Source organism: Streptomyces sp. HUAS TT7, assembly GCF_051550175.1.
Lineage (GTDB): Bacteria > Actinomycetota > Actinomycetes > Streptomycetales > Streptomycetaceae > Streptomyces.
This window is the reverse complement of sequence record NZ_CP196175.1, coordinates 1,610,680-1,630,973: the sequence shown is the minus strand read 5'-3', so window position 1 is coordinate 1,630,973 and position 20,294 is coordinate 1,610,680. Positions and strand designations below refer to the sequence as shown.

At 72.3% G+C, this 20,294-nt stretch carries 21 protein-coding genes and 1 pseudogene; 14 read left to right on the top strand and 8 right to left on the bottom strand.

Features of this window, described 5'->3' with window-relative positions:
- The first annotated feature begins 185 nt into the window (after positions 1-185).
- The gene (locus tag ACSHXC_RS07160) at positions 186-1,979 is read left to right on the top strand and encodes a CocE/NonD family hydrolase (protein WP_438290760.1); all 1,794 of its coding nucleotides are present in this window, start codon (positions 186-188) and stop codon (positions 1,977-1,979) included.
- 9 nt (positions 1,980-1,988) lie between these two features.
- Here the strand turns inward: ACSHXC_RS07160 and ACSHXC_RS07155 are convergent, their stop codons facing one another.
- Positions 1,989-3,092, bottom strand: coding sequence for an adenosine deaminase (locus ACSHXC_RS07155; RefSeq protein ID WP_438290759.1), 1,104 nt, complete (start codon positions 3,090-3,092; stop codon positions 1,989-1,991).
- Positions 3,093-3,146: 54 nt separating this feature from the next.
- Positions 3,147-3,878 carry a GntR family transcriptional regulator gene (locus ACSHXC_RS07150; RefSeq protein WP_438290758.1) on the bottom strand — a complete coding sequence of 244 codons (732 nt, stop codon included), beginning with the start codon at positions 3,876-3,878 and terminating at the stop codon, positions 3,147-3,149.
- Positions 3,879-4,054: 176 nt separating this feature from the next.
- Between ACSHXC_RS07150 and ACSHXC_RS07145 the strand changes: the two genes are divergently transcribed.
- The 3 genes from ACSHXC_RS07145 (at position 4,055) to ACSHXC_RS07135 (ending at position 5,178) form a co-directional block, all read left to right on the top strand.
- On the top strand, positions 4,055-4,300 hold the full coding sequence (locus tag ACSHXC_RS07145) for a LapA family protein (protein ID WP_438290757.1): 246 nt from the start codon (positions 4,055-4,057) through the stop codon (positions 4,298-4,300).
- 5 nt (positions 4,301-4,305) lie between these two features.
- The gene (locus ACSHXC_RS07140; protein WP_438296473.1) at positions 4,306-4,626 is read left to right on the top strand and encodes a hypothetical protein; all 321 of its coding nucleotides are present in this window, start codon (positions 4,306-4,308) and stop codon (positions 4,624-4,626) included.
- 114 nt (positions 4,627-4,740) lie between these two features.
- On the top strand, positions 4,741-5,178 hold the full coding sequence (locus ACSHXC_RS07135; RefSeq protein WP_438290756.1) for a glyoxalase: 438 nt from the start codon (positions 4,741-4,743) through the stop codon (positions 5,176-5,178).
- Positions 5,179-5,350: 172 nt separating this feature from the next.
- Here the strand turns inward: ACSHXC_RS07135 and ACSHXC_RS07130 are convergent, their stop codons facing one another.
- The gene (locus ACSHXC_RS07130) at positions 5,351-5,692 is read right to left on the bottom strand and encodes a DUF6204 family protein (RefSeq protein WP_438290755.1); all 342 of its coding nucleotides are present in this window, start codon (positions 5,690-5,692) and stop codon (positions 5,351-5,353) included.
- Positions 5,693-5,886: 194 nt separating this feature from the next.
- On the opposite strand from ACSHXC_RS07130, the gene ACSHXC_RS07125 reads away from it, so the two are divergent.
- Entirely contained in the window at positions 5,887-6,783 is an 897-nt protein-coding gene (locus ACSHXC_RS07125; RefSeq protein ID WP_438290754.1) for an arginase family protein, read from the top strand.
- Between the two features lie 102 nt (positions 6,784-6,885).
- A complete protein-coding gene (locus ACSHXC_RS07120; protein ID WP_438290753.1) occupies positions 6,886-8,877 on the top strand; it encodes a DUF5107 domain-containing protein in 1,992 nt (663 codons plus the stop codon).
- A 32-nt stretch (positions 8,878-8,909) separates the two neighbouring features.
- On the opposite strand, the gene ACSHXC_RS07115 is transcribed toward ACSHXC_RS07120, so the two are convergent.
- A complete protein-coding gene (locus ACSHXC_RS07115) occupies positions 8,910-10,382 on the bottom strand; it encodes a protein kinase domain-containing protein (RefSeq protein ID WP_438290752.1) in 1,473 nt (490 codons plus the stop codon).
- 271 nt (positions 10,383-10,653) lie between these two features.
- Here ACSHXC_RS07115 and ACSHXC_RS07110 point away from each other — a divergent pair, with 271 nt between their 5' ends.
- The 3 genes and pseudogenes from ACSHXC_RS07110 (at position 10,654) to ACSHXC_RS07100 (ending at position 14,521) form a co-directional block, all read left to right on the top strand.
- Positions 10,654-14,046 (top strand): molybdopterin-dependent oxidoreductase, encoded by a 3,393-nt coding sequence (locus ACSHXC_RS07110; protein ID WP_438290751.1) that lies wholly within the window; start codon positions 10,654-10,656, stop codon positions 14,044-14,046.
- Positions 14,004-14,150: pseudogene (locus tag ACSHXC_RS07105) on the top strand (hypothetical protein); the annotation flags it as partial. The gene ACSHXC_RS07110 and the pseudogene ACSHXC_RS07105, both read left to right, overlap by 43 nt.
- 47 nt (positions 14,151-14,197) lie before the next feature.
- Entirely contained in the window at positions 14,198-14,521 is a 324-nt protein-coding gene (locus ACSHXC_RS07100) for a hypothetical protein (RefSeq protein WP_438290750.1), read from the top strand.
- Positions 14,522-14,565: 44 nt separating this feature from the next.
- Here ACSHXC_RS07100 and ACSHXC_RS07095 read toward each other — a convergent pair whose 3' ends face one another.
- Together ACSHXC_RS07095 and ACSHXC_RS07090 are read right to left on the bottom strand one after the other, a co-directional pair.
- Positions 14,566-14,919, bottom strand: coding sequence for a VOC family protein (locus tag ACSHXC_RS07095; protein ID WP_438290749.1), 354 nt, complete (start codon positions 14,917-14,919; stop codon positions 14,566-14,568).
- A gap of 194 nt (positions 14,920-15,113) precedes the next feature.
- Positions 15,114-15,947, bottom strand: a complete 834-nt coding sequence (locus tag ACSHXC_RS07090; protein WP_438290748.1) for a class I SAM-dependent methyltransferase — start codon at positions 15,945-15,947, stop codon at positions 15,114-15,116.
- Between the two features lie 205 nt (positions 15,948-16,152).
- Between ACSHXC_RS07090 and ACSHXC_RS07085 the strand changes: the two genes are divergently transcribed.
- The 5 genes from ACSHXC_RS07085 (at position 16,153) to ACSHXC_RS07065 (ending at position 18,450) form a co-directional block, all read left to right on the top strand.
- On the top strand, positions 16,153-16,569 hold the full coding sequence (locus ACSHXC_RS07085) for a phage holin family protein (protein WP_438290747.1): 417 nt from the start codon (positions 16,153-16,155) through the stop codon (positions 16,567-16,569).
- A gap of 104 nt (positions 16,570-16,673) precedes the next feature.
- On the top strand, positions 16,674-17,426 hold the full coding sequence (locus ACSHXC_RS07080) for an MBL fold metallo-hydrolase (RefSeq protein WP_438290746.1): 753 nt from the start codon (positions 16,674-16,676) through the stop codon (positions 17,424-17,426).
- 186 nt (positions 17,427-17,612) lie between these two features.
- Complete coding sequence (locus ACSHXC_RS07075; protein ID WP_438290745.1) at positions 17,613-17,852, top strand: GvpL/GvpF family gas vesicle protein; 240 nt, start codon at positions 17,613-17,615, stop codon at positions 17,850-17,852.
- Positions 17,849-18,100 carry a gas vesicle protein GvpJ gene (gene gvpJ, locus ACSHXC_RS07070; RefSeq protein WP_438290744.1) on the top strand — a complete coding sequence of 84 codons (252 nt, stop codon included), beginning with the start codon at positions 17,849-17,851 and terminating at the stop codon, positions 18,098-18,100. The genes ACSHXC_RS07075 and gvpJ overlap by 4 nt, the downstream gene beginning before the upstream one ends.
- A gap of 80 nt (positions 18,101-18,180) precedes the next feature.
- Positions 18,181-18,450 carry a gas vesicle protein K gene (locus ACSHXC_RS07065; protein WP_438296471.1) on the top strand — a complete coding sequence of 90 codons (270 nt, stop codon included), beginning with the start codon at positions 18,181-18,183 and terminating at the stop codon, positions 18,448-18,450.
- Between the two features lie 8 nt (positions 18,451-18,458).
- Here ACSHXC_RS07065 and ACSHXC_RS07060 read toward each other — a convergent pair whose 3' ends face one another.
- Together ACSHXC_RS07060 and ACSHXC_RS07055 are read right to left on the bottom strand one after the other, a co-directional pair.
- Positions 18,459-18,626 carry a hypothetical protein gene (locus ACSHXC_RS07060; protein WP_053728731.1) on the bottom strand — a complete coding sequence of 56 codons (168 nt, stop codon included), beginning with the start codon at positions 18,624-18,626 and terminating at the stop codon, positions 18,459-18,461.
- Between the two features lie 105 nt (positions 18,627-18,731).
- Positions 18,732-20,201: a bifunctional phosphatase PAP2/diacylglycerol kinase family protein gene (locus tag ACSHXC_RS07055; protein WP_438290743.1), complete on the bottom strand. Its 1,470-nt coding sequence runs from the start codon at positions 20,199-20,201 to the stop codon at positions 18,732-18,734.
- Positions 20,202-20,294: the final 93 nt, after the last annotated feature.

The following is a 20,294-nucleotide window of genomic DNA, read 5'->3' as shown; positions in this document are numbered from 1 at the left end:
CCGCGATGGGGGTCCCCCTGTTCGAGCAATGCCGAGAACGTGGGGGAGCGACCAGCCACGGCGCACCCGCAGCCGACCGACAACACACCAATCCGCCCGTGTCAGATCCGTTGACGCGGAGTTGCACGTGTCACAGCATGAGCCCGCCCTGCCAATCGGTAGGCTCGCTCGCCGTGGAGGACGCCGTGACCCGTCACCGTACCGTGCCCAGAGTCCGCAAACCGCTGGCGACCGCCCTCGGCGCCGCACTCGCGGTACCGCTCCTTGCGGCCGCACCGGCCACCGCCGCCGCGTCGCAGGGTGCCGCCCAGGGCCAAGTCACTGTCACCGCACTGCAGTTCACGGTCACGGTCGGCGGCCGGACCTGCGCCGTCGACGCCGACCTCTACCGCCCTGCCGGGGTCGACAAGGCGCACCCCGCGCCCGCCGTGCTCACCACCAACGGCTTCGGCGGCAGTAAGTCGGACGGTACGACCGACGCCACCGGCAGGGCGTTCGCCACCCGCGGTTATGTCACGCTCGCCTACTCGGGGCTCGGCTTCGGCAAGTCGGGCTGCCTCATCTCGCTGGACGACCCGGGGATCGACGGGCGCGCCGCGTCCCGGCTCGTCGACTTCCTCGCCGGGACCCGCGCCGCCGACGACGGCACGCGCATCGACTACGTCGCCAAGGACCACCCGGGCGATCCGCGTGTCGGCATGATCGGCGGCTCGTACGGCGGTGCCATCCAGATGGCCACGGCCGCCGTCGACCACCGCATCGACGCCCTCGTCCCGATGATCACCTGGAACGACCTGACGTACGCGCTGGACCCCAACAACGCGGCCGACCGCACGGTGCCCGGCGCCTTCAAATGGCAGTGGACCAACGGGTTCTACCTCATCGGCGAGAGCCAGCCCATCACGCTGCCCAACCTCGATCCGTCGCGCTGGGGCTCGCTCGGCTGTGTGCACTTCGTGCCCGGCGCCTGCGACACCATCGGACTGCTCAACTCCGGCAGCTACCCGGCCGCCGCCACCGCCGCGATGCAGCGCTACGCCCGCAGTGTCTCGCCGGTCGGCTACCTCGACCGCATCGAGGCGCCCACCCTGCTCATCCAGGGGCAGACCGACACCCTGTTCAACCTCAACGAGGCGACGGCGACGTACAACGCGCTGAGGGACAACGGCACCACGACCAAGATGATCTGGCAGTCCTGGGGCCACAGCGGCGGCCAGGCGCCCGGTGAACTCAACATGACCCAGGGCAACTTGGAGACCAGTTACACCGGGCAGCGCATCCTGGCCTGGTTCGACCGCTACCTGCGCAAGCAGAAGAACACCGACACCGGCCCGGCCTTCGCCTACTACCGCGACTGGCAGAGCGGCTACGGGGAGGCCGCCAAGGTGCCCCCGCTCACGCAGAAGGTGTACCTCTCCGGCGACGGCAAGCTCGTCGGCGACCGGGCGAAGGTGGCGCGAGGCAGCCGCGCGTACACCAACTGGCTGGTCCCGACAAGCCATTCGGAGAGTTCGCTGGCCGGCTCGATCGGCCTGCCCGACCCGGCCCCGTACGACGCCGCGGGCACCTTCCTCGGCTGGGACACCGATCCCCTGAAGGCGCCCGTCGACGTGGTCGGCTCGGCGAAGGCCACCCTCAAGGTCTCCTCGCCCGCGACCGAGAGGGTGCAGAACTCGGGCAATGCCGCCGACAAGCTGGTGCTCTTCGCCAAGCTGTACGACGTGGCGCCCGACGGCACCAAGACGCTGGTGCGCCGTCTGATCTCACCGGTGCGGGTGCCGGATGTCACCAAGCCGTTCACCGTCGCCCTGCCCGGCATCGTGCACCGCTACGAGGCCGGGCACCGCATCGAGTTCGTGGTCGCCGCGAGCGACGACTCCTACCTCGGCAACAAGGGCATCAAGCCGGTGACGGTCGTGAGCGCCCCCGGCGAGACGGGGACGCTCCAACTGCCCGTCATCAGAGGGAAGTTGAACTGACTGCCGTCATCAGCGGGGAGTCGAACCGATCTGCGCGTAGCCGGGACGCACGATCTCGTCGATGATGCGACGGCGTTCCGGCAGCGGCAGGAACGCCGCCTCGACCGCGGCGACGGTGAACTCCTCGAAGACCTCCGGGCCGTAGCCGAAGGCATCCGCCATGTGCTGGAACTCCTCGCTCATGGTCGTGCCGGACACCAGACGGTTGTCGGTGTTCAGCGTGACCGTGAAGCCGAGCCGGCGCAGCTCGTCGATCGGGTGCTTCTCGTACGAGATCGCGGCGCCGGTCTGGAGGTTGGAGGTGGGGCAGACCTCCAGGGCGATCCGGTTGTCCCGGACGTACGCGGCCAGGTGGCCCAGCGTGCCGTCCGCGGCGATGTCGTCGGTGATGCGCACGCCGTGTCCGATGCGCTCGGCGCCGCACACCTGGACCGCCTCGTGCACCGACTCGGCGCCCACGGCCTCGCCGGCGTGGATGGTGATGTGGCAGTTGTGGCGCTTGAGGTGCTGGAAGGCGGGCAGGTGCTCGGCCGGCGGGTTGCCGATCTCGCCGCCCGCGATGTCGAAGCCGGCCACCCCGCGGTCGCGGTGGGCGACGGTGAGCTCGGCTATCTCCAGGGAGCGGCGGGTGTGCCGCATGCCGGTGAGCAGCGCGCGGACGGTGATCTTCCCGCCGGTGCGGCGCTCGCCCTCGCGGAGGCCCTCGTTGACGGCGTCCACGACCTCGTCGAGGGTGAGGCCGGCTTCCAGGTGCTGCTCGGGCGCGTAGCGCACCTCCGCGTAGACGACCCCGTCGGCCGCCAGGTCCTCGGCGCACTCGGCCGCGATACGGTGCAGCGCCTCGCGGGTCTGCATCACCGCGCAGGTGTGGGCGAAGGTCTCCAGGTAGCGCTCCAGGGAGCCGGAGTCCGCGGCGTCGCGGAACCACACCGCGAGTTCGGCGGGGTCCTCGGTCGGCAGGCCGGCGTACCCGCAGGCGCGGGCCAGCTCGACGATGGTGGCGGGGCGCAGGCCACCGTCGAGGTGGTCGTGGAGGACGGCCTTCGGGGCGCGGCGGATCCACTCGGCGGGGGTGACCGGAGCGGCGGCGGCAGGGTTGTCTGACAAGTGCATGAGGCGGGAGTGTACAGCGTGTTCTGCTGAGGGTGCTGGTCCTGCTGAGGGGTGCTAGGAGGACTGGAGCACGGCCAGTGCGGGCGCGCCCGTCGGCAGCATGTGCTTGGCGGCCATGACCGGGGTGCCGTCGACCCGTACGACCTGGGTGATCAGGACGGCCGGGGTATCCGCCGGGCGGTCCAGCTGCTCACCCCTGCGCCGGCCGAGCAGCGTCGCGCTGACCCCGCTGTGCGCGGTGAGTGCGACGCCCCGCGAGGCCTCGGCGAGGACGCTGAGCATCGAGACGGCGGGCTCGGCGGACAGGGCCTCGCCGAACGCGGGGTGCAGCCCGTCCAGGACGTCCTCGGGCGCCGCCCACTCGTGGCTGAGGGCGACCGCGAGCGACTCCCCGACCAGCACGGACTCCCAGAACCGCAGCTCGGACCCGGCGGGCGCGAGCAGGTGCTGGGTGGTGAAGTCGGTGGGCTCCTCGCGGCTGCGCAGCAGGGCCTTCACCCGGACCGGGCCGAGCAGGACGTCGAGCGGCTGGAGCTGTTCGAAGCCGCGCCGGGGCGGCCGGTCGTTGACGGTACGGCCCACCCCGCGCCGCACCGAGAGCAGCCCGTCCTCCTGGAGCAGGAGCAGCGCCTCGCGGAGCGCGGGCCGGCTCACCCCGAGTTCGCCCGCGAGCCTCGGCTCCGAGGGCAGGGTGGAGCCCGGGGGATAGGTGCCGTCGTGGATGGCGTCCGCGATCCGCTCGTACAGCGCGACGACCGGCCTGCGCTGCTGCCCGCTCATGGCCATGAACCTGCCCCTCGGTGTGCTGGAGCCCCAGCATGACCCGCCGCCTACTTGTCTGACAAGGTCGCCCAGGGCTGTATGGGCTCACCCATACGGCCCGCCCCACCGCACCCCGTGGCGGCGCATCCGTCAACCTGGGCGGAAGGGAGCGACGGCAGCACCAGCGGAAGGGCCGGGTCATGAGCCCCAAGGACGAGTCGAGCAGCACAAAGGGCCGGGCAGGCGGCGCCTTCACACCGGCCAGGATCGCGATCCTCGCCCTCGCCGTCCTGGCACTCGTCTTCATCTTCGAGAACACCCGCCAGGTCAAGATCCGCCTGCTGATCCCCGAGGTGTCGATGCCCCTGTACCTGGCGCTGCTCGCGGTGTTCGTGGTGGGGCTGTGCTGCGGCGGCTATTTCATGAGGAGACGGAGCAGCAGGTGACGCGCATGTGGGCACGCGCCGCGACGGTGACGGCGGCCCTGCTCCTGGTGACGTCGGGCACGACGGCCACCGCCCTGGCCGAAGGGGCGGCGGCCCCGCGACCGATGCCGGCGTTGGTCGGCAAGGGCCTGGTCCAGGTCTTCAGCAAACTGGACGCGAGAACGAAGCTGGACGTGCGGGACATCGGCGGCGGACACCGCACGGTCCTGTGGCCCTTCAACTGGAAGGTCTGCACCCAGACCCCGGCCGCCGGCGCCGCCCGTGCCGAACACACCCGGGTGGGGGTCGGGGTGGTGAAGAAGGGGGAGCGGTGCCCTGAGAGGTGAGGTGCCGCGTATTGAGCAGGCTGCCTCGCCGCGAGGGCGCCCGCGAGCATCCGCCCCTTCACCGCCGAACGGTGAGCGATCACGATGGAAACAAGAGGGAGTGGCACCACCGGCATGGACGTTCTCTTCATCACGAGCGTGGCGGCGGTCGTCGCCGATCCGCCGCTGGCCCGCAAGCTGTTCATTGAGGCTCTTCGCCTCCCCCTGGAGGGGGAGGGCAATGGCTACTACTCCAGCGGGAACATCCCCGGCAGCAAGCACTTCGGCCTGTGGCCGCTCTCGCAGGCGGCCGAGGCATGCTTCGGCACGGCGCAGTGGCCCGCCGGCCGGGTGGTCCCGCAGGCATCGATCGAGTTCGAGGTGGCGAACGCGGAAGCCGTCGCAGCCGCCGGTGCCGAGCTTCAGCGCGCGGGCTTCGAGCTGGTGCACGAGGCACGCACCGAGCCGTGGGGCCAGACGGTGACCAGGCTCCTCACGACGGACGGCTTGATCGTCGGGATCTCCTACGCCCCGTCCCTGCACGACCCGCAGGGCGATCAGCACCCCGGGTGAGCCCGGCCCGTGGTTGCGGGGAGCGGCAGTCCGGCGTACCACCGCCGGTGCACGAGCGGCTCGACGCACAGGACGGCGGCGCCCGCGAGCGTTTCTCACGATGGGGCACGGCCGAGAACCCGACCGCTCCGATTCGCGCCCCTGACCACCGGCAGGGCCTGCCGGACTCCGCCTACCGTCGCCCACCCTTGTAGTTGATCTTCATCGTGTCGAGGTCCGTCACCGTCGACCGCAGATCGCGGAACCCATGACCCAGCGCCCCCAGCGCGGACTCCGCCCTGTCCTCGGCGATCGCCGCGGCCATTTCCTCGCCGTCGGCGGCGTCCGAGACGACGGTGTAGCGCCACGAGAAGTGCTTCAGGGCCCGGTCATAGGTGAGCGAGCCCTCCTCGGTGAAGGTCATCGCGGTCAGGCCGTGGTCGTCGACCTCCGCGAGCAGCCTCGTGCGCGAATCCTCGCTCAGTCCGTCCCACACACCGCGCACGATGACCCGGTAGGTGTGCTGCTCGCTCATGTCCTGCTGTCCTTCCGCACCGCGTATCCACCGTCTGCATGTCCATTGCGGGTAGATCGTCGCTCACCGGTCGGAACGTGTCGATCGATATACGGGAAGCCCCGCCCAGCCGGCTCCAGTCGGCCCACAGCCATCGCCCGGTCATGCATCGAAGTCCCTTGAAGCCTCCGCCCCCTGTCCACAACGATGGACCCATGCGACGTCTCGTGGTCATCGACGCCCCCTCCAACCTCGGCCTGCGCCCGCCGGCCCCCGGCACCGTGCCCGGCTGCTACAAGCTCGCCGGAGCCATGCGGGAACTGGGCATCGTGCGGCGGCTCGGCGCGTACGAGGGCGGGGTCGTCGTGCCGCCGCGCTACGACCGCGGGAACTGGCAGGAGGGGGACGGGGTGTTCAACGCCGCGGCCATCGCCTCGTACACGGGCAAGCTCGCCGACCGGATCGAACACCACGTCCGCGCAGGGGACTTCCCCGTCGTGCTCGGCGGGGACTGCTCCATCCAGCTCGGCGCGGCCCTCGCGCTGCGCCGCATCGGCCGGTACGGCATCGCCGTGATCGACGGCTCCGCCGACTTCCGCCACCCCGGCAACTCCGACCGCATCGGCGCGGCCGGAGGCGAGGAACTCGCGCTCGCCACCGGCCGCGGCCAGGAGGACCTCACCGACCTGGAAGGGCTGCGCCCTTACGTACGCGACGAGGACGTCCGCATCTTCGGGATGCGGGACTACGACGAGGACCGGGCCGAGTTCGCCGAGCTGAAGATCCCCACCGCGTCGGTCGGCGAGCTGCGGCAGTGGGGGCCGGCCGAGCTCGCCGACGGGTTCCGGCAGAGCCTCGAAGTGCCCGTGCTCGAAGGGTTTTGGGTGCATCTGGACGCCGATGTCCTCGACCCGTCCGTCATGCCCGCCGTCGACAGCCCGGACCCGGGCGGACTGATGCCCGACGAACTCGGCCCGCTGCTGAGGGAGTTGGTGCAGTCCGAGCGGTGCGTCGGGTTCAACCTCACGATCTACGACCCCGATCTGGACCCGGACGGCACGGCGGGCGCGCTGCTCGCCGACCTCGTCGTGGGCGCCTTTGCGCAATCCTGAGCGGGGGTTCCCTGGCCGTTGTCAGTGGCGGGGTGTTCCATGGTCATCGGGGGGATCGGCCGAAAGGGCTGCCGACGCCCCGTACGAGGGAGTGAGGTTGCCTTGGCCACGACCGTGCGACGTGCCGTACTGACCCTGCCCGGCGCCCCGTTGGGCGAGCCGAACCCCCTGCCCGCGCTACGGCCGCGCGACGAGACGCACCGGCTCGACGAGCGGGCCCGCGAAGGCCTGCCCCGGGACATGGCCCGCCAGATCGGGTACGAGCCGCTGGAGACGCTGCTGCCCGTCCGGGTCCTCGACGGCTACGGGAGAGAGCGGAGCCCGGTCGAGCTGGACACGATCGTGATCGAGAACGACCGGCTGCGCGCCACCGTCCTGCCGGGCCTCGGCGGCCGCGTCCACTCCCTGTTCCACAAGCCGACCGGCCGTGAACTGCTCTACAGCAACCCGGTGTTCCAGCCCGCCGACTTCGCGCTCAACGGCGCCTGGTTCTCCGGCGGCATCGAGTGGAACATAGGCGCCACCGGCCACACCACCCTGTCCTGCGCCCCCGTCCACGCGGCCCTCGCCCCCGCCCCGGACGGCGGCGAGATGGTCCGCCTGTGGGAGTGGGAGCGGCTGCGCGACCTCCCCTTCCAGGTGGACCTCTGGCTCCCGGACGGCTCCGACTTCCTGTACGTGGGCGTGCGCATCCGCAATCCGCACGAGAAGACGGCGCCGGTCTACTGGTGGTCCAACATCGCCGTCGAGGAGGGCGAGCGCACCCGCGTGCTCGCCCCGACCGACGAGGCCTGGCACTTCGGGTACGACCGCACTCTGCGCCGGGTGCCCGTGCCCGCGTGGGACGGCACCGACCGCACGTACCCGCTGCGCAGCGAGTACCCCGCCGACTACTTCTACGAGGTCCCCGACGGCGCACGCCGCTGGATCGCCTCGCTCGACGAGAGCGGCCACGGCCTCGTGCAGACCTCCACGGACACCCTGCGCGGCCGCAAGCTGTTCCTGTGGGGCTCGGGGCGCGGCGGCCGCCGCTGGCAGGAGTGGCTGACCGAGCCGGGGACCGTCGGGTACGCCGAGATGCAGGCCGGCCTCGCCCGCACCCAACTGGAGCACGTGCCACTCGACCCGGGCGGCGAGTTCGCCTGGCTGGAGGCGTACGGGCCGCTGTCCGCCGACCGAGCCCTGGTGCACGGCGCCGACTGGGCGGCCGCCCGCGCCGAGACCGAGGACAGCCTGGAGCGGGCCCTGCCGCGCGCGACGGTGGAGGAGGCGTACGCCGCCTGGCGCCCCTTCGCCGACGCCGAGCCGGGCGAGAGCCTGGCCACCGGATCGGGCTGGGGCGCCCTCGAAGTCCTGCGTACGGGAGCGAAGCTGCCCGGCACCCCGTTCTCTGAACTGACACTCACTCAGGAACAGCGCCCGTGGCTGGAGTTGCTGCACAACGGGGTGCTCCCGGAGCCGCGCAGGGTGACCCCGCCCGGCCCCACCCTGGTCTCCCCGCACTGGCGGGACATGCTGGAGACCGCGCCGGCCGACCCGCTCACCGAGTACCACCTCGGCGTCGCCCAGTGGCATGCGGGCGACCACGCCCAGGCCGTCCGCAGCTGGGAGCGCGGCCTGCCGCTCGCCCCGTCCCGATGGCCGCTGCTGCGCTGCCTGGCGGTCGCCGACCAGCTGTCCGGCCACGCGAGCCGTGCCGCCGACCGCTACGCCGAGGCGTACGACGACTTCTGCGAGGAGCGCAGGGCCGGCGAGCCGTGGACGGCGGCCGACGCCGCGCTCGGCCGCGAGGCGATCGAGGCGCTGCTCGCCGCCGACCGCCCGGCGGACGCCCGGGCGATATGGGACCGGCTGCGCCCCGCCGTCCGCGAGCGCGGCCGCTTCCGGCTCGTCGAGGCCCAGCTCCTCCTCGCGGAGGGCGAGCCGGACGCCGCCCGCGCCCTCTTCGACGCGGGCTTCGAGGTCGCCGACCTGCGCGAGGGCGCGGAAACCCTGAACGAGGTGTGGACCCGGCTCACGGATGCCCCGCTCCCGGACGAGTACGACTACCGGATGCGCCCGAGCACGGAATCCCACCGGCCCAAGGCCGAATGACCGCTCTCACTGCGGATCTCACTGCGGAGTGATCAGCGCAGGCGCGGCGCCACAGCGCGGACGAACGCGTCGGCGTCGGAGCACTGACCCGACGAGTTCAAGGAGGCCACCTCTGCCGATCCGAAGGGAGTGGGCCACTGGACCGTGCACGACCCCACGCCCGTGAAGCCCGCGCGTTCGGAGATCACGGTCGCGTCCGGTACGCCCGCATCCGGGTCCGGTCCCCAACTGGGGCTGGAGCCGGGGGATGTCTTGCGCAGCGTGAGCACGAGGACCGTGGAGCCGCTGCTCCATCTGCACTCTCTCGCCGCGGGATCATCGCCCGGTGCGCCACCGCTCGTTCTGACCAACTTGAACTGCGCCGCCGTCGCGCCGCTGGGGACGCCACACGGCTCCGGGATGCTGCGCTTCTCCTTGTCGTCCCCGCCCGAGCGGTACACCAGAACCGCCCCGACGAGCGCGAGGACGACGACGGCGATGGCTCCAACTGCCTTGACGCGCCGTGGTATTCGTGGCGTCTGCTTGACGACGACGGTGGGGGTGATCCCGGCACCGGGCGAGGGCGTGACCGCCTTCGCGGGTGACGGACCGGGCCGTGTGACGGTGTCGGCGGTGTCCAGGGAGGCGGGCCGGTCCCTGGCAGCGCCGACGTCCTCCTGGCGACGGAGGCCGGCGTCGCGTACGTCCGCCGCCCGCGGCGCGAGCGGGGCGTGGTGCGGCTCGACGCGCGGATCCGAGGGCGGATGGATCAGGTTCAGCGCCTCGGGGATCGTGGGGCGCTTGTCCGGGTCCTTCTCCAGGAGGCGGGTGATCAGCGGTGCGAGACGGGCCGCGCGCAGCGGCGGTGGGGCCTCGTCGAACAGGACGGCCGTCAGCGATCCCGTGTCGGTGTCCCGACGGAACGGGGACACGCCCTCGACGGCCTGGTACAGCGCCACCCCGAGCGAGAACAGGTCGCTGGCGGGGAGCCCGTCCTGGCCGCGGGCCCGCTCCGGGGCGATGTACTCCACCGAGCCGATGAACGACCCCGGCGCGGTCAGTGCGGTATCGGCCCGGCGCAGCGCGATCCCGAAGTCCGTCAGCAGCACCCCACCGTCATCGGCCAGCATGACGTTGGCGGGTTTGATGTCCCGGTGCACGATCCCGGCCGCATGGGCCGCGCCGAGGGCCCCCAGCACAGCAGTGGCGATCCTCGTGACGTCATCCGGAGACAACGGTCCCTGCCGTTCGAGGGCCTCGGCCAAGGAACGCCCTTCGACCAGCCGCATCACGGTCCACGGGACGCCGTCCTCGACCACCACGTCATGCACGGCGACGACGTTCGGGTGGTCGCGCAGCAGCGCCGCGTTGCGCGCCTCGCGCGCGGCGCGGACCAGCCGCTCGGACTGCTCGGCCTCGGACGACGCCGGAGGCAGCCAGACCTCCTTGAGCGCCACGTCCACGTGCAGAACCTCGTCCCGGGCCTTCCACACCCGCCCGAATCCGCCGGACCCCAGCCTGCTCACCAGCCGATACCGGCCGCAGACCACCCGCCCCGGCTGCCCCTCCTGTGACACGGTTCCCCCGATTCCCCATCGCTGCCGCCCGGTTGAGCGTGATCAGCGTACGCGGACGCCTCGCGGAGGGGCCCCGGGGACTCGGGACGACCCCTGCCAAAGGGCCCGGCGGGCCTTTGGACCCCCGAACAGGGGGCTTCGGCCCGCCGACATGTCCGGTCGAACGGGGCTTCAATGGCAGGAGCAGGAGCAACAGCGCCGGCGTACGGAGGGTCCGGTCATGGCGGTCGTCGAGAAGCACGGGTTCTGCACGCTGTGCAAGTCCCGCTGCGGCGCGATCTTCACCGTCGAGGACGGCCGGCTGACCGGCGTGCGCCCCGACCCCGCGCACCCGATGGGTGCCGCCCTGTGCCCGAAGGGCCGCTCCGCGCCGGAGATCGCGCACAGCACCCGGCGTCTGACCGCCCCGCTGCGGCGCACCAACCCCAAGACCGACCCGGACCCGGGCTGGGTGGAGATCACCTGGGACGAGGCCATGGCGGAGATCGCCGGGAAACTCGCAGCCATCGCCGCCGAGAGCGGCCCCGAGGCGGTCGCGTTCGCGGTGGCCACGCCGAGCGGCACCGCCGTGTCGGACGCCACCGAGTGGATCGAGCGCTTCGTACGGAACTTCGGCAGCCCCAACACCGTCTACAGCGCCGAGATCTGCAACTGGCACAAGGACTTCGCGCACGCCTTCACGTTCGGCGCCCCGATCTCGCCGCCGGACTACGCCCACGCCGACCTCGCCCTCCTGTGGGGCTTCAACCCGGCCAAGACCTGGCTCGCCCAGTCTGCCGCCGTGTCCGCCGCGCAGGCCCGCGGAATGAAGCTGGCCGTGGTCGACCCGCGCCGCTCCACCAGCGCACTGCGCGCCGACCACTGGCTGCGGGTCCGGCCCGGCACCGACGCAGCCCTCGCCCTGGGACTCGCCCACCTCCTGATCCAACAGGGCACGTACGACGAGGAGTTCGTGCGGTCCTGGACCAACGGCCCGCTTCTCGTACGCCGCGACACCGGCCGGTTCCTGCGTGCCGGGGAGCTGGCGGAAGCGGCCGACGCCGAAGGGTTTGTCGTCCATGACCTGACCACCGGGCGCCTGGAGGCGTACGACACCCGCAGGGCGGCCGTCCGCCCGGAGCGGTTCGCGCTGTTCGGCGAGGTCGAGGTGCGCACGGGCGACGGCGCCCGGGTGGTGTGTGTGCCCGCGTTCCAGGAGTACGCGGACGCCTGCGCGCGGTGGCCGGTCGAGAAGGTGGCCCGCACCACCTGGATCCCCGAGGGCGAGATCCGGGCCCTCGCCGCCGAGATCGGCGCCGCGCGCTCGGTGACGTACTACGGCTGGACCGGCGTCGGCCAGAGCGCGAACGCCTCCCAGACCGAGCGCGCCCTCGCCACGCTGTACGCGCTGACCGGGTCCTTCGACGCCGAGGGCGGCAACCATGTCGCACCCCCGCCGCCGTACAACACCGCCACGAACCCCGGCCAGTTCGCGCCCGGGCAGCGGGCCAAGGCGCTCGGCCTGGACCGGCACCCACTGGGCCCGCCCGCGTCCGGCTACATCAACGCAGGAGACCTGTGCCGGGCCATCGAGCACCAACAGCCGTACGCGGTACGGGCATTGGTCGCATTCGGCTCCAACCTCGTGGTCGCCCAGCCGGACTCCGACCGCGTCGCCCGCGCCCTGCGGCAGCTCGAATTCCAGGTCCACCTCGACCTGTTCGCCAACCCGACCAGCACCACCGCCGACATCGTCCTGCCGGTCAACAGCGCCTACGAACGCGAAGCCCTGCGCTTCGGCTTCGAGATCGACCACCGTGCCCAGGAGCAGGTCCAGCTGCGGCCCAGGATGGTCGAGCCGCAGGGAGCCTCCCGGTCCGACACCGAGGTCGTCTTCGACCTGGCCCGCCGGCTCGGCATGGGCGAGCTGTTCTTCGACGGGGACATCGAGGCGGCCTGGAACTGGCAGCTCGAACCGCTCGGTCTGAGTGTCGACGAGCTCCGCGGGCGCCCCGGCGGCGTCCGGGTGCCGCGCCCGCTCGCCCACCGCAAGTACGCCGCGGGCGACGGTACGAAGGTCACGGGCTTCAACACGCCGACCCGGCGCGTCGAGCTCTACTCCCAGCGCCTGCACGACCACGGCTACCCGCCGGTGCCGGAACACCGCGACCCCACAGCCACCGACCCGGCCTTCCCTCTCGTCCTGACCTGCGCCAAGCACGGCTACTTCGTGCACAGCCAGCACCGCTCCGTCAGCTCCCTGCGCCGGCGCGCCACCGACCCGTCGGTGGATCTGCACCCCGAGACGGCCGCCGCGTACGGCATCGCGGAGGGCGAGTGGGTGGAGCTGTCCACTCGGCTCGGCTCGATCCGGCTGCGGGCCCGCTTCGACCATTCGCTGCACCCGTCGGTGGTGGTCGGCGAGTACGGCTGGTGGCAGGACGCGCCCGATCTGGGCCTGCCCGGCGCCGACCCGCTGCACCCGAGCGGCCACAACTTCAACCGCCTGATCGGCCACGCCGACGCCGACCCGCTCAGCGGCTCGGTCCCGCTGCGCTCCGCAGTCTGCCGCATCGCCCCGGCCCCGGCCGACGGCAACTGGACCGGCACGCGCCCCTTCGTGGTGACCGAGCTCGGCGCGGAGGGGCCGGGCGTGCGCACCGTACGCCTGGAGGCGGCGGACGGCGGCGACCTGCCCGACTTCCGTCCCGGCCAGCACCTGACCGTACGAGCCGAAAACGCGGACGGCACGCTTCAGGCCCCGGCGCGCAGCTACTCCCTCACCGGAGCCGCCCTCGTCCCTGCCCGCCGGGCCTACGACCTCGCCGTGCGCCGCATCCCCGACGGTGCCTTCTCCGGGTACGTCCACGAGACGCTGAAGGCAGGCGACCGGCTGCATCTCGCCCGGCCCGGCGGCACGTTCGTCATTCCCACGCACACCGACGCGCCCGTTGTCCTCATAGCGGGCGGCATCGGCATCACACCGTTCCTCAGCTACCTGGAGACCCTCGCGGCGACCGGCGGCACCGTCCCCGAGGTCGTCCTGCACTACGGCAACGCCAACTCCACGGACCATCCATTCCGCGCAAGAATCCGCCAACTCACCTATGAAATACCTCAGTTGACGGTCATCGACCACTATGCGTCACCCGCACCCGATGACATCCTGGGCCGCGACTACGACCACGAGGGGTTCATCACGGCCCACTCCCTGGCGGGCGACCTGATCGAGAAGCGGGCCCGGTTCCATCTGTGCGGGCCCGCCGCGATGCTGGACTCCCTCGCGGCCGGGCTCCGTTCACGTGGCGTGCCCGCCTTCGAGATCTTCAGCGAACGGTTCCGGGCCGCCACCCGCGAGGTCGACGTGCCCGACGACGCGGCCTTCACCGTCACCTTCGCCCGCTCCGGCCGCACGGTGCGCTGGACCAAGCCGGCGGGCACCCTGCTCATCGCCGCCGAGTCCGCGGGCCTCACCCTGCCCAGCGGCTGCCGCGTCGGCCAGTGTGAGAGCTGCGCGTGCACTGTGCTGTCCGGAAAGGCGGCCCACCTGGTGACGCCGGACGAGTCCCTCCCGGACACCTCGGTCCTGACCTGCCAGTCCGTGCCGACGTCCGACCTCGTACTCGACGCGTAGCCGCCGACGCCCAGACGCTCAGGGCTGACGCCCAGACGCTCGGGGCCGACGCTGAGACGCTCGCGCTGCTCGGCCACGAACTCGGCCACTACGCCAACGGCGACCCGCGGCGCGGCCGTCTCATCGGTACTGCCCTGGCCTCGCTGCGCACGTGGCTGTACTGCGTGCGCAGACAAGAATCGGCGGCGCCCATCCGCGGGTGGCCGCCGACGGGCTGTGGGAACGCAGCGCCGGGCGCGCGGCCACCGTGCCCGAGCGCGAGTACGAGCGGCTGCGCCGCGTCGCCGCGCTGTGCGGCCACAGCCTCGATGCCACGCACCTGCCGACCCACCTGCGCCGGCACCTTGTCGAGGCGGGGGAGCCCGCGGCGGCGGCCGTCGTCATCGAGCCGGAGGCGGCCGCCGCGATCGCCGCCGAACTGGCCCCGGCCCGCGAGACGGTGGCCCACGCGGTCATCCGCGACCTGGCGGACTGAGAGCCCGGGGCCGAACCCACCCTGGCCTGCGTGCGGCCGGCGGTTCAGGCCGCCGGTTTGCGGTCGACGTACTCGAAGACCGAGCCGTCGGGATGGACCGCGATCAGATTGCGGCCCACCGGCGTCGCGACCGGGCCCGCGATGATGCGGGCCCCGGCCGCGGTGAGGGTGGTGTGCGCGTCGTCGACGTCCTTGACGGCCACCGTCGCCGCCACCTTCCGCAGCACTTCGAGCTCCGCCTCGGGGCCGCTCATCAGCAGGAAGGCGCCGACGGCGGCGACGGACACGCCCCCGCGGTCGAAGCGGAGCGCCTGACTGCCGGTGACGCGCTCGTAGAAGACGATCGCGCTCTCCAGGTCGTCGACGCAGATGCGCAGCGTGGTGCCTAGAATTTCCATGCCCCGAAGCCTAGTTGGGGGAGATCGCCCACGGCAGGTGATCCAGCGGCCCAGCGCATCCACCGCCCCTGCTCCCGCGCCCCGGGCAGCAGCGCGGTCGCACCACGGGGCGGGCGCCCTTCACCACGGCTCGCCGGCCCCTCCCGGACACGAACACGGACACGGATCGAGACCTATGCAGTACTCCTGTTCGCTCACACGCGGCAGAGGATCTCGCCGTGCGGCACCATGAACCAGGCGTCGTCCCGGCCGCCCCACTCCCGCCATGCGTCGGAGATCTCGGTCAGCTCGTCCGCCGTGGCATGCCCGCCGTCGACGGCCAGCTCCGCGTACGAGGAGGCGACCGTACGGTCGGCCCACAGTCCGCTCCACCACGCGCGCTCCTCCTCGGTGGCGAAGCACCAGGTGCTCGCGGAGGCCCTGATGTCGGAGTAACCAGCCTCCATGGCCCAGGACTTGAGCCGCCGCCCGGCATCCGGCTCGCCTCCGTTGGCGCGGGCCACCCGGTGGTACAGCTCCAGCCAGCCGTCCAGCGCGGGCACCTCGGGGAACCATGTGAACGCGCCGTAGTCACTGTCGCGCACGGCGACGATCCCGCCGGGCTTGGTGACCCGGCGCATCTCGCGCAGCGCCTGCACCGGATCGCCCACGTGCTGCAGCACCTGATGGGCGTGCACGACGCAGAACGAGTCGTCCGGGAAGTCCAGCGCGTGGACGTCCGCGACCGCGAACGACATGTTGCCCAGGCCGCGTCCGGCCGCGTACGTACGAGCCTGCTCGACGATGCCCGGCGCGTGGTCGACCGCCGTCACATGGCCGTCGGGTACGAGCGCGGCCAGATCGGCGGAGATGGTGCCGGGCCCGCAGCCGATGTCCAGGACCCGCATGTGCGGCTTCAGTTCACCGACGAGGTACGCCGCCGAGTTGGCGGCGGTCCGCCAGGTGTGCGAGCGCAGCACGGACTCGTGATGGCCGTGGGTGTAGACGGCGGTCTCGCCCGGCGTGGCCGGGGACGTCTCCTGCGACATGAGCGACTCCCTCTCCGAGAGCTGAACGGTGAACGGCGCACGGAACGGCGGAGGCGAACCGAGCCGTGAACTGCCCTGGTGGTGAGCCCACTTTAAAGCGGGCACCCAGATTGTGAGATGGGTGTCTTGAGATATGAACAGCCCAAGGATGTGCGAAGTCGGCTCGGCGGGACTGCCCACAGCCCGCCCGGGTACTCGGGCCCGCATGGAAACGAACCTGCCGAACCTGCCGGAGCAGCTCTCCCAGGTCGTCCGGGACGCCCTCAAGGACGAGCTGCGTGAACAGACCAGCAAACAGCGCCGGGCCGCGCGCATGTACGCGGGAGCCGGTGCGGCCGGGCTCTACGGGGGCGCCGCGCTCACCGCGTTCCTGCTGCTCGCCCTCGCGATGGCGCTGCCCTACTGGGCGGCCGCGCTGATCATCGCCGTGCTGCTGCTCGGGGCGGCCGCGCTGCTGAGCCGGGGCGCCCGCAGCAGCCGGGGCGCACCCGCCGACCCGATGTCCAAGACCCTGGAACCCGGCGTGCCGCCCGGTGCCCCGGTCATCCCGCCGATGGTCCCGCCGGGCGCCCCCGCACCGCCGCGAGGCCCGCTCGGCGCGCCCCACGACACGAGCCGCTGACCACCGGGCGAGCCGGGCGCGGCGGCCGTCCGCCCAAGGGAACAAAGGCGCCGCCCGCGCTCGTTGTCTCCCCGCCAAGCTGTGATCGACTCGGGAGGGAATACATGAGCGACCTCGCCATCCAGTACGTGGGCGGTCCCACCGCCGTCATCGAGATCGGCGGGGTGCGGCTGATGACCGACCCCACCTTCGACGCCCCCGGCGACTATCCGATGGGCGACCGCAAGCTCGTCAAGAGCGCGGGCCCCGGCCTCGGCGCCGCGGAGGTCGGCGCCGCCGACCTGGTGCTGCTCTCGCACGACCAGCACCCCGACAACCTGGACCGCACCGGCCGCGACTACCTCGACCGGATCCCCGTCGTGCTCTCCACGGCTGAAGCGCACAGCAGGCTCGGCGACCGGGTCACGGTGCTGCCGAACTGGGAGACGTACCGCAGCGGCCAGTTGAGCATCACCGGTGTGCCCGCGCTGCACGGCCCCGAGGGCTGTGAGCCCATGGTCGGCGAGGTGACCGGTTTCGTACTGCACGGGGACGGCCTGCCCACGGTGTACGTGAGCGGCGACAACGCCTCCCTCGGCCATGTGCGCAGCATCGCCGCCCGCTTCGGGCCCGTCGATGTGGCCGTGCTGTTCGCGGGCGGCGCCCGCACCCCGCTGATCGACGCCTACCTCACGCTGTCCAGCGCGGACGCCGCCGAGGCCGCCGCGATCCTGGGCGCCCGGCACGTCGTACCGCTGCACTTCGAGCACTGGGCCCACTTCAGCCAGGGCCCCGACACCCTCGTCGAGGCGTTCGGCGCGGCCGGGCTCACCGAGCGCCTGCACCTGCTCAAGCCGGCCGGACGCTTCATGCTCTGACCGGCCCCGGAGGCTGTTGTCCCGCTGCACCTGTAGCACCGCCCGCGCCCGGCGGGCGGCACCGTACTCACCGTGCCGCCCGGCCGGGCGTCGCTGTGCCCTGCCCCGTGCCACCTCTCGCGCAGGGCCCGCCCGCGCTGGTTTGATCCGCCCGGCCGTGGCTACCCGGAAGGCTTACCACGCGAGGTGACATGGTACGCACGCCTGTCCGGCGAGCCCGGCGAGAACGTGCTCAACGCCGCCTACCTGGTGCCGCTCGACCGGAGCGAGGACTTCGTCGCGGCGGTACGGGACTTCATTCCGCACATCGAGGGCGTACGGGTGGAGCTGACCGGGCCCTGGGCGCCGTCTCGTTCGCCGGCGGGCCGGACGGCGGGCACGGCCAAGAGGCCGGCAGGGGGGCAAGAGGGCCGGGAGGAGCGGTGAGCGGCGACGGCGAAGCCCTCGCGCAGCGCGAGGTCGCCCTGGTGGACCTGCTCGACCGGCTGCTCGCCGGCGGCGTGGTCATCACCGGCGACCTCACGCTGCGGATCGCGGACGTGGACCTCGTTTGCATCGATTGCATCGATCTGAACGCGCTGGTGAGCTCGGTCATGTCCGAAGTCCCGTCCCCCTTTGAGGAGTTCGAGTTCGAGGAACCTGAGGAACGCGAGGAGCCGGTATGGCGGATATAGGGGATATGGCGGATGTGGTGAACGGCGAGCACTCCCGCGGGCACGGGCATGGGTTCCGCAGCGGCGGCCCCCGGCGTCGGGTGGAGCTCGACCCCGACACTGTCGAGCGGAACCTCGCGCGACTGGTTCTGATCGTTGTGGAACTGCTGCGGCAGTTGATGGAACGTCAGGCCTTGCGCCGCGTCGGGACCGGCGAACTCACCGTGGACCAGGAGGAGCGGATCGGGCTCACGCTCATGCTCCTGGAAAGCAGGATGAGCGAGCTGAGGTCGAAATTCGGGCTGCGCCCGGAAGATCTCAATATCGACCTCGGCCCGCTCGGCCCCCTGCTTCCGAGGGAGGGTTCCTGAACCTTTCGCTACCACCTGTACCAGCGCGACCGGCCGGACGTTGTCGTCGAACGCATCAGGAATCCGAGCAGCCACACGACGAGCACGATGATCGCGATCCACCAGAGAATCTTGACCGCGAAACCGAGCCCGAACAGAAGAAGTGCGAGGAGCAGGACGAGAAGAATCGGGACCATGGTGTGTACCTCCTCGCTTCCGAGTTCCCCCGAATTCCGCTCCCAAGCCGGGAGTTGAGCCTCGCGGAATGTGCCTTTGTTCTGCCTTTCAGGGCACAGGGAGCCTCAGGGCCGGACCGGAGGCCGGTAGACCGTCAGCGCCTCCGGAAGCTTGTCCAGGGTCAACTCCCCGGAAGCTGCTGCCACTTCACCGTCGTACGCCAGCGAAGTGCCCGGTGCCAGGCCCGGGATCCTGAGGCGGGCCATCCTGCGCGAGGTGTGGACGGGGGAGCGGTGCAGCGGGCCCGCCAGGGCGGCGGCGAGGAGGCGGAGGCCGGGCAGCCGGCCGCCGCGTACCGCGCGTACGTCGAGCAGGCCGTCCGCGAGGTCGAAGCGGCGCGCGGGGGCCGGGCCCAGGCGCTGGTAGACGCAGTTGCCCGCGAACAGCAGCCACAGCGCGGGGCGGCCGCCCCCGGGGTCTGCCCTCAACGGCCGTTCCCCGCGCAGCACTTCGTACGAGCCGAGTATTCCGGCGGCCCAGCTGCCGATCCGGGGCGACCAGCGTTCCCGCGCCCGTACGAGCTCCGGATAGACGCCCAGGCTGAACGTGTTGAGGAAGTACCCGGCGTCCGCGCCGTCCGGACCGGGCCGGAACCGGCCGAGGTCCACCCGTACCGCGTCGCCCGAAGCCAGCGCCCGGCAGGTGTCCTGGACCTCCTCGATGCCGAGGTCGAGGGCGAAGTGGTTGAGGGTGCCGCCGGGGAACACGGCGAGGGGCACGCCGAGGCGGGCGGCGACGGACGCTGCCAGGTTGACGGTGCCGTCGCCGCCGCACACCCCGAGCGCCCGGCCGCGGCCCGCCGCTTTCTCCAGGGTAGCCGGGAGATCTTCGGGGTCGCACTCGGCGACCTCGGCGAGCGGGAGCGCGGCGCGCACCAGCGCGGCCTTCGCGAGCGCGGTGCCGGACGCGCGGTTGGCGACCACCACCAGGTCCTGGCCCGCGGGCAGCGCGGGCGCGTCGGCGTGCGGGCGGCCGGGCGGCGGGAGCTGGGTGCGGGTCGGCACGAGCCCGCGCACGGCCAGGGCGGCGCCCACCCCCAGGGCCGCGCCCGCCACCACGTCGCCCGGATAGTGCACCCCGGTGTACACGCGGGACGCCGCCACCGAGAAGCCCACCGGGGCAAGGGCCGCGCCCCACGCCCGGGACTCCAGGGCGACCCCGGTCACGAAGGCCGCGGCGGAGGCGGCGTGGCCGGAGGGGAACGACGTGGTGATCGGGCGGCGCTTCAACTGGCGCACCAGCGGCACCGCGTCGAGCAGCGGGCGGGCTCGGCGCACCGAGCGCTTGGCCACGGTGTTCACCGTCAGCGAGGCCAGCGCCAGCGAGGCGACGCCGCGCAGCGACGCCCGGCGGGCCCGGGGCGAACGGGTCGCGCCCATCGTGGTGGCCGCCGCGAACCAGAGCGCGCCGTGGTTGGCGGCCCGGCTCAGCCGCGGCAGCACGGCCTCGGCGGCCGGCCAGTGCTGGGCGGCGGCGAAGTGGAACAGCGCCCGGTCGTGGGCGCCGAGTCGCTTGTGCCAAGTGGAGTGCGTCATGGCCCGCGAGTACCCGGCCGCCCCCTGCCCAACCGGCCCCCACCTGGGGCTCGGCCGGTCTTTCGGGGTGCGCTACGGTCCCGCCGAGCCCGT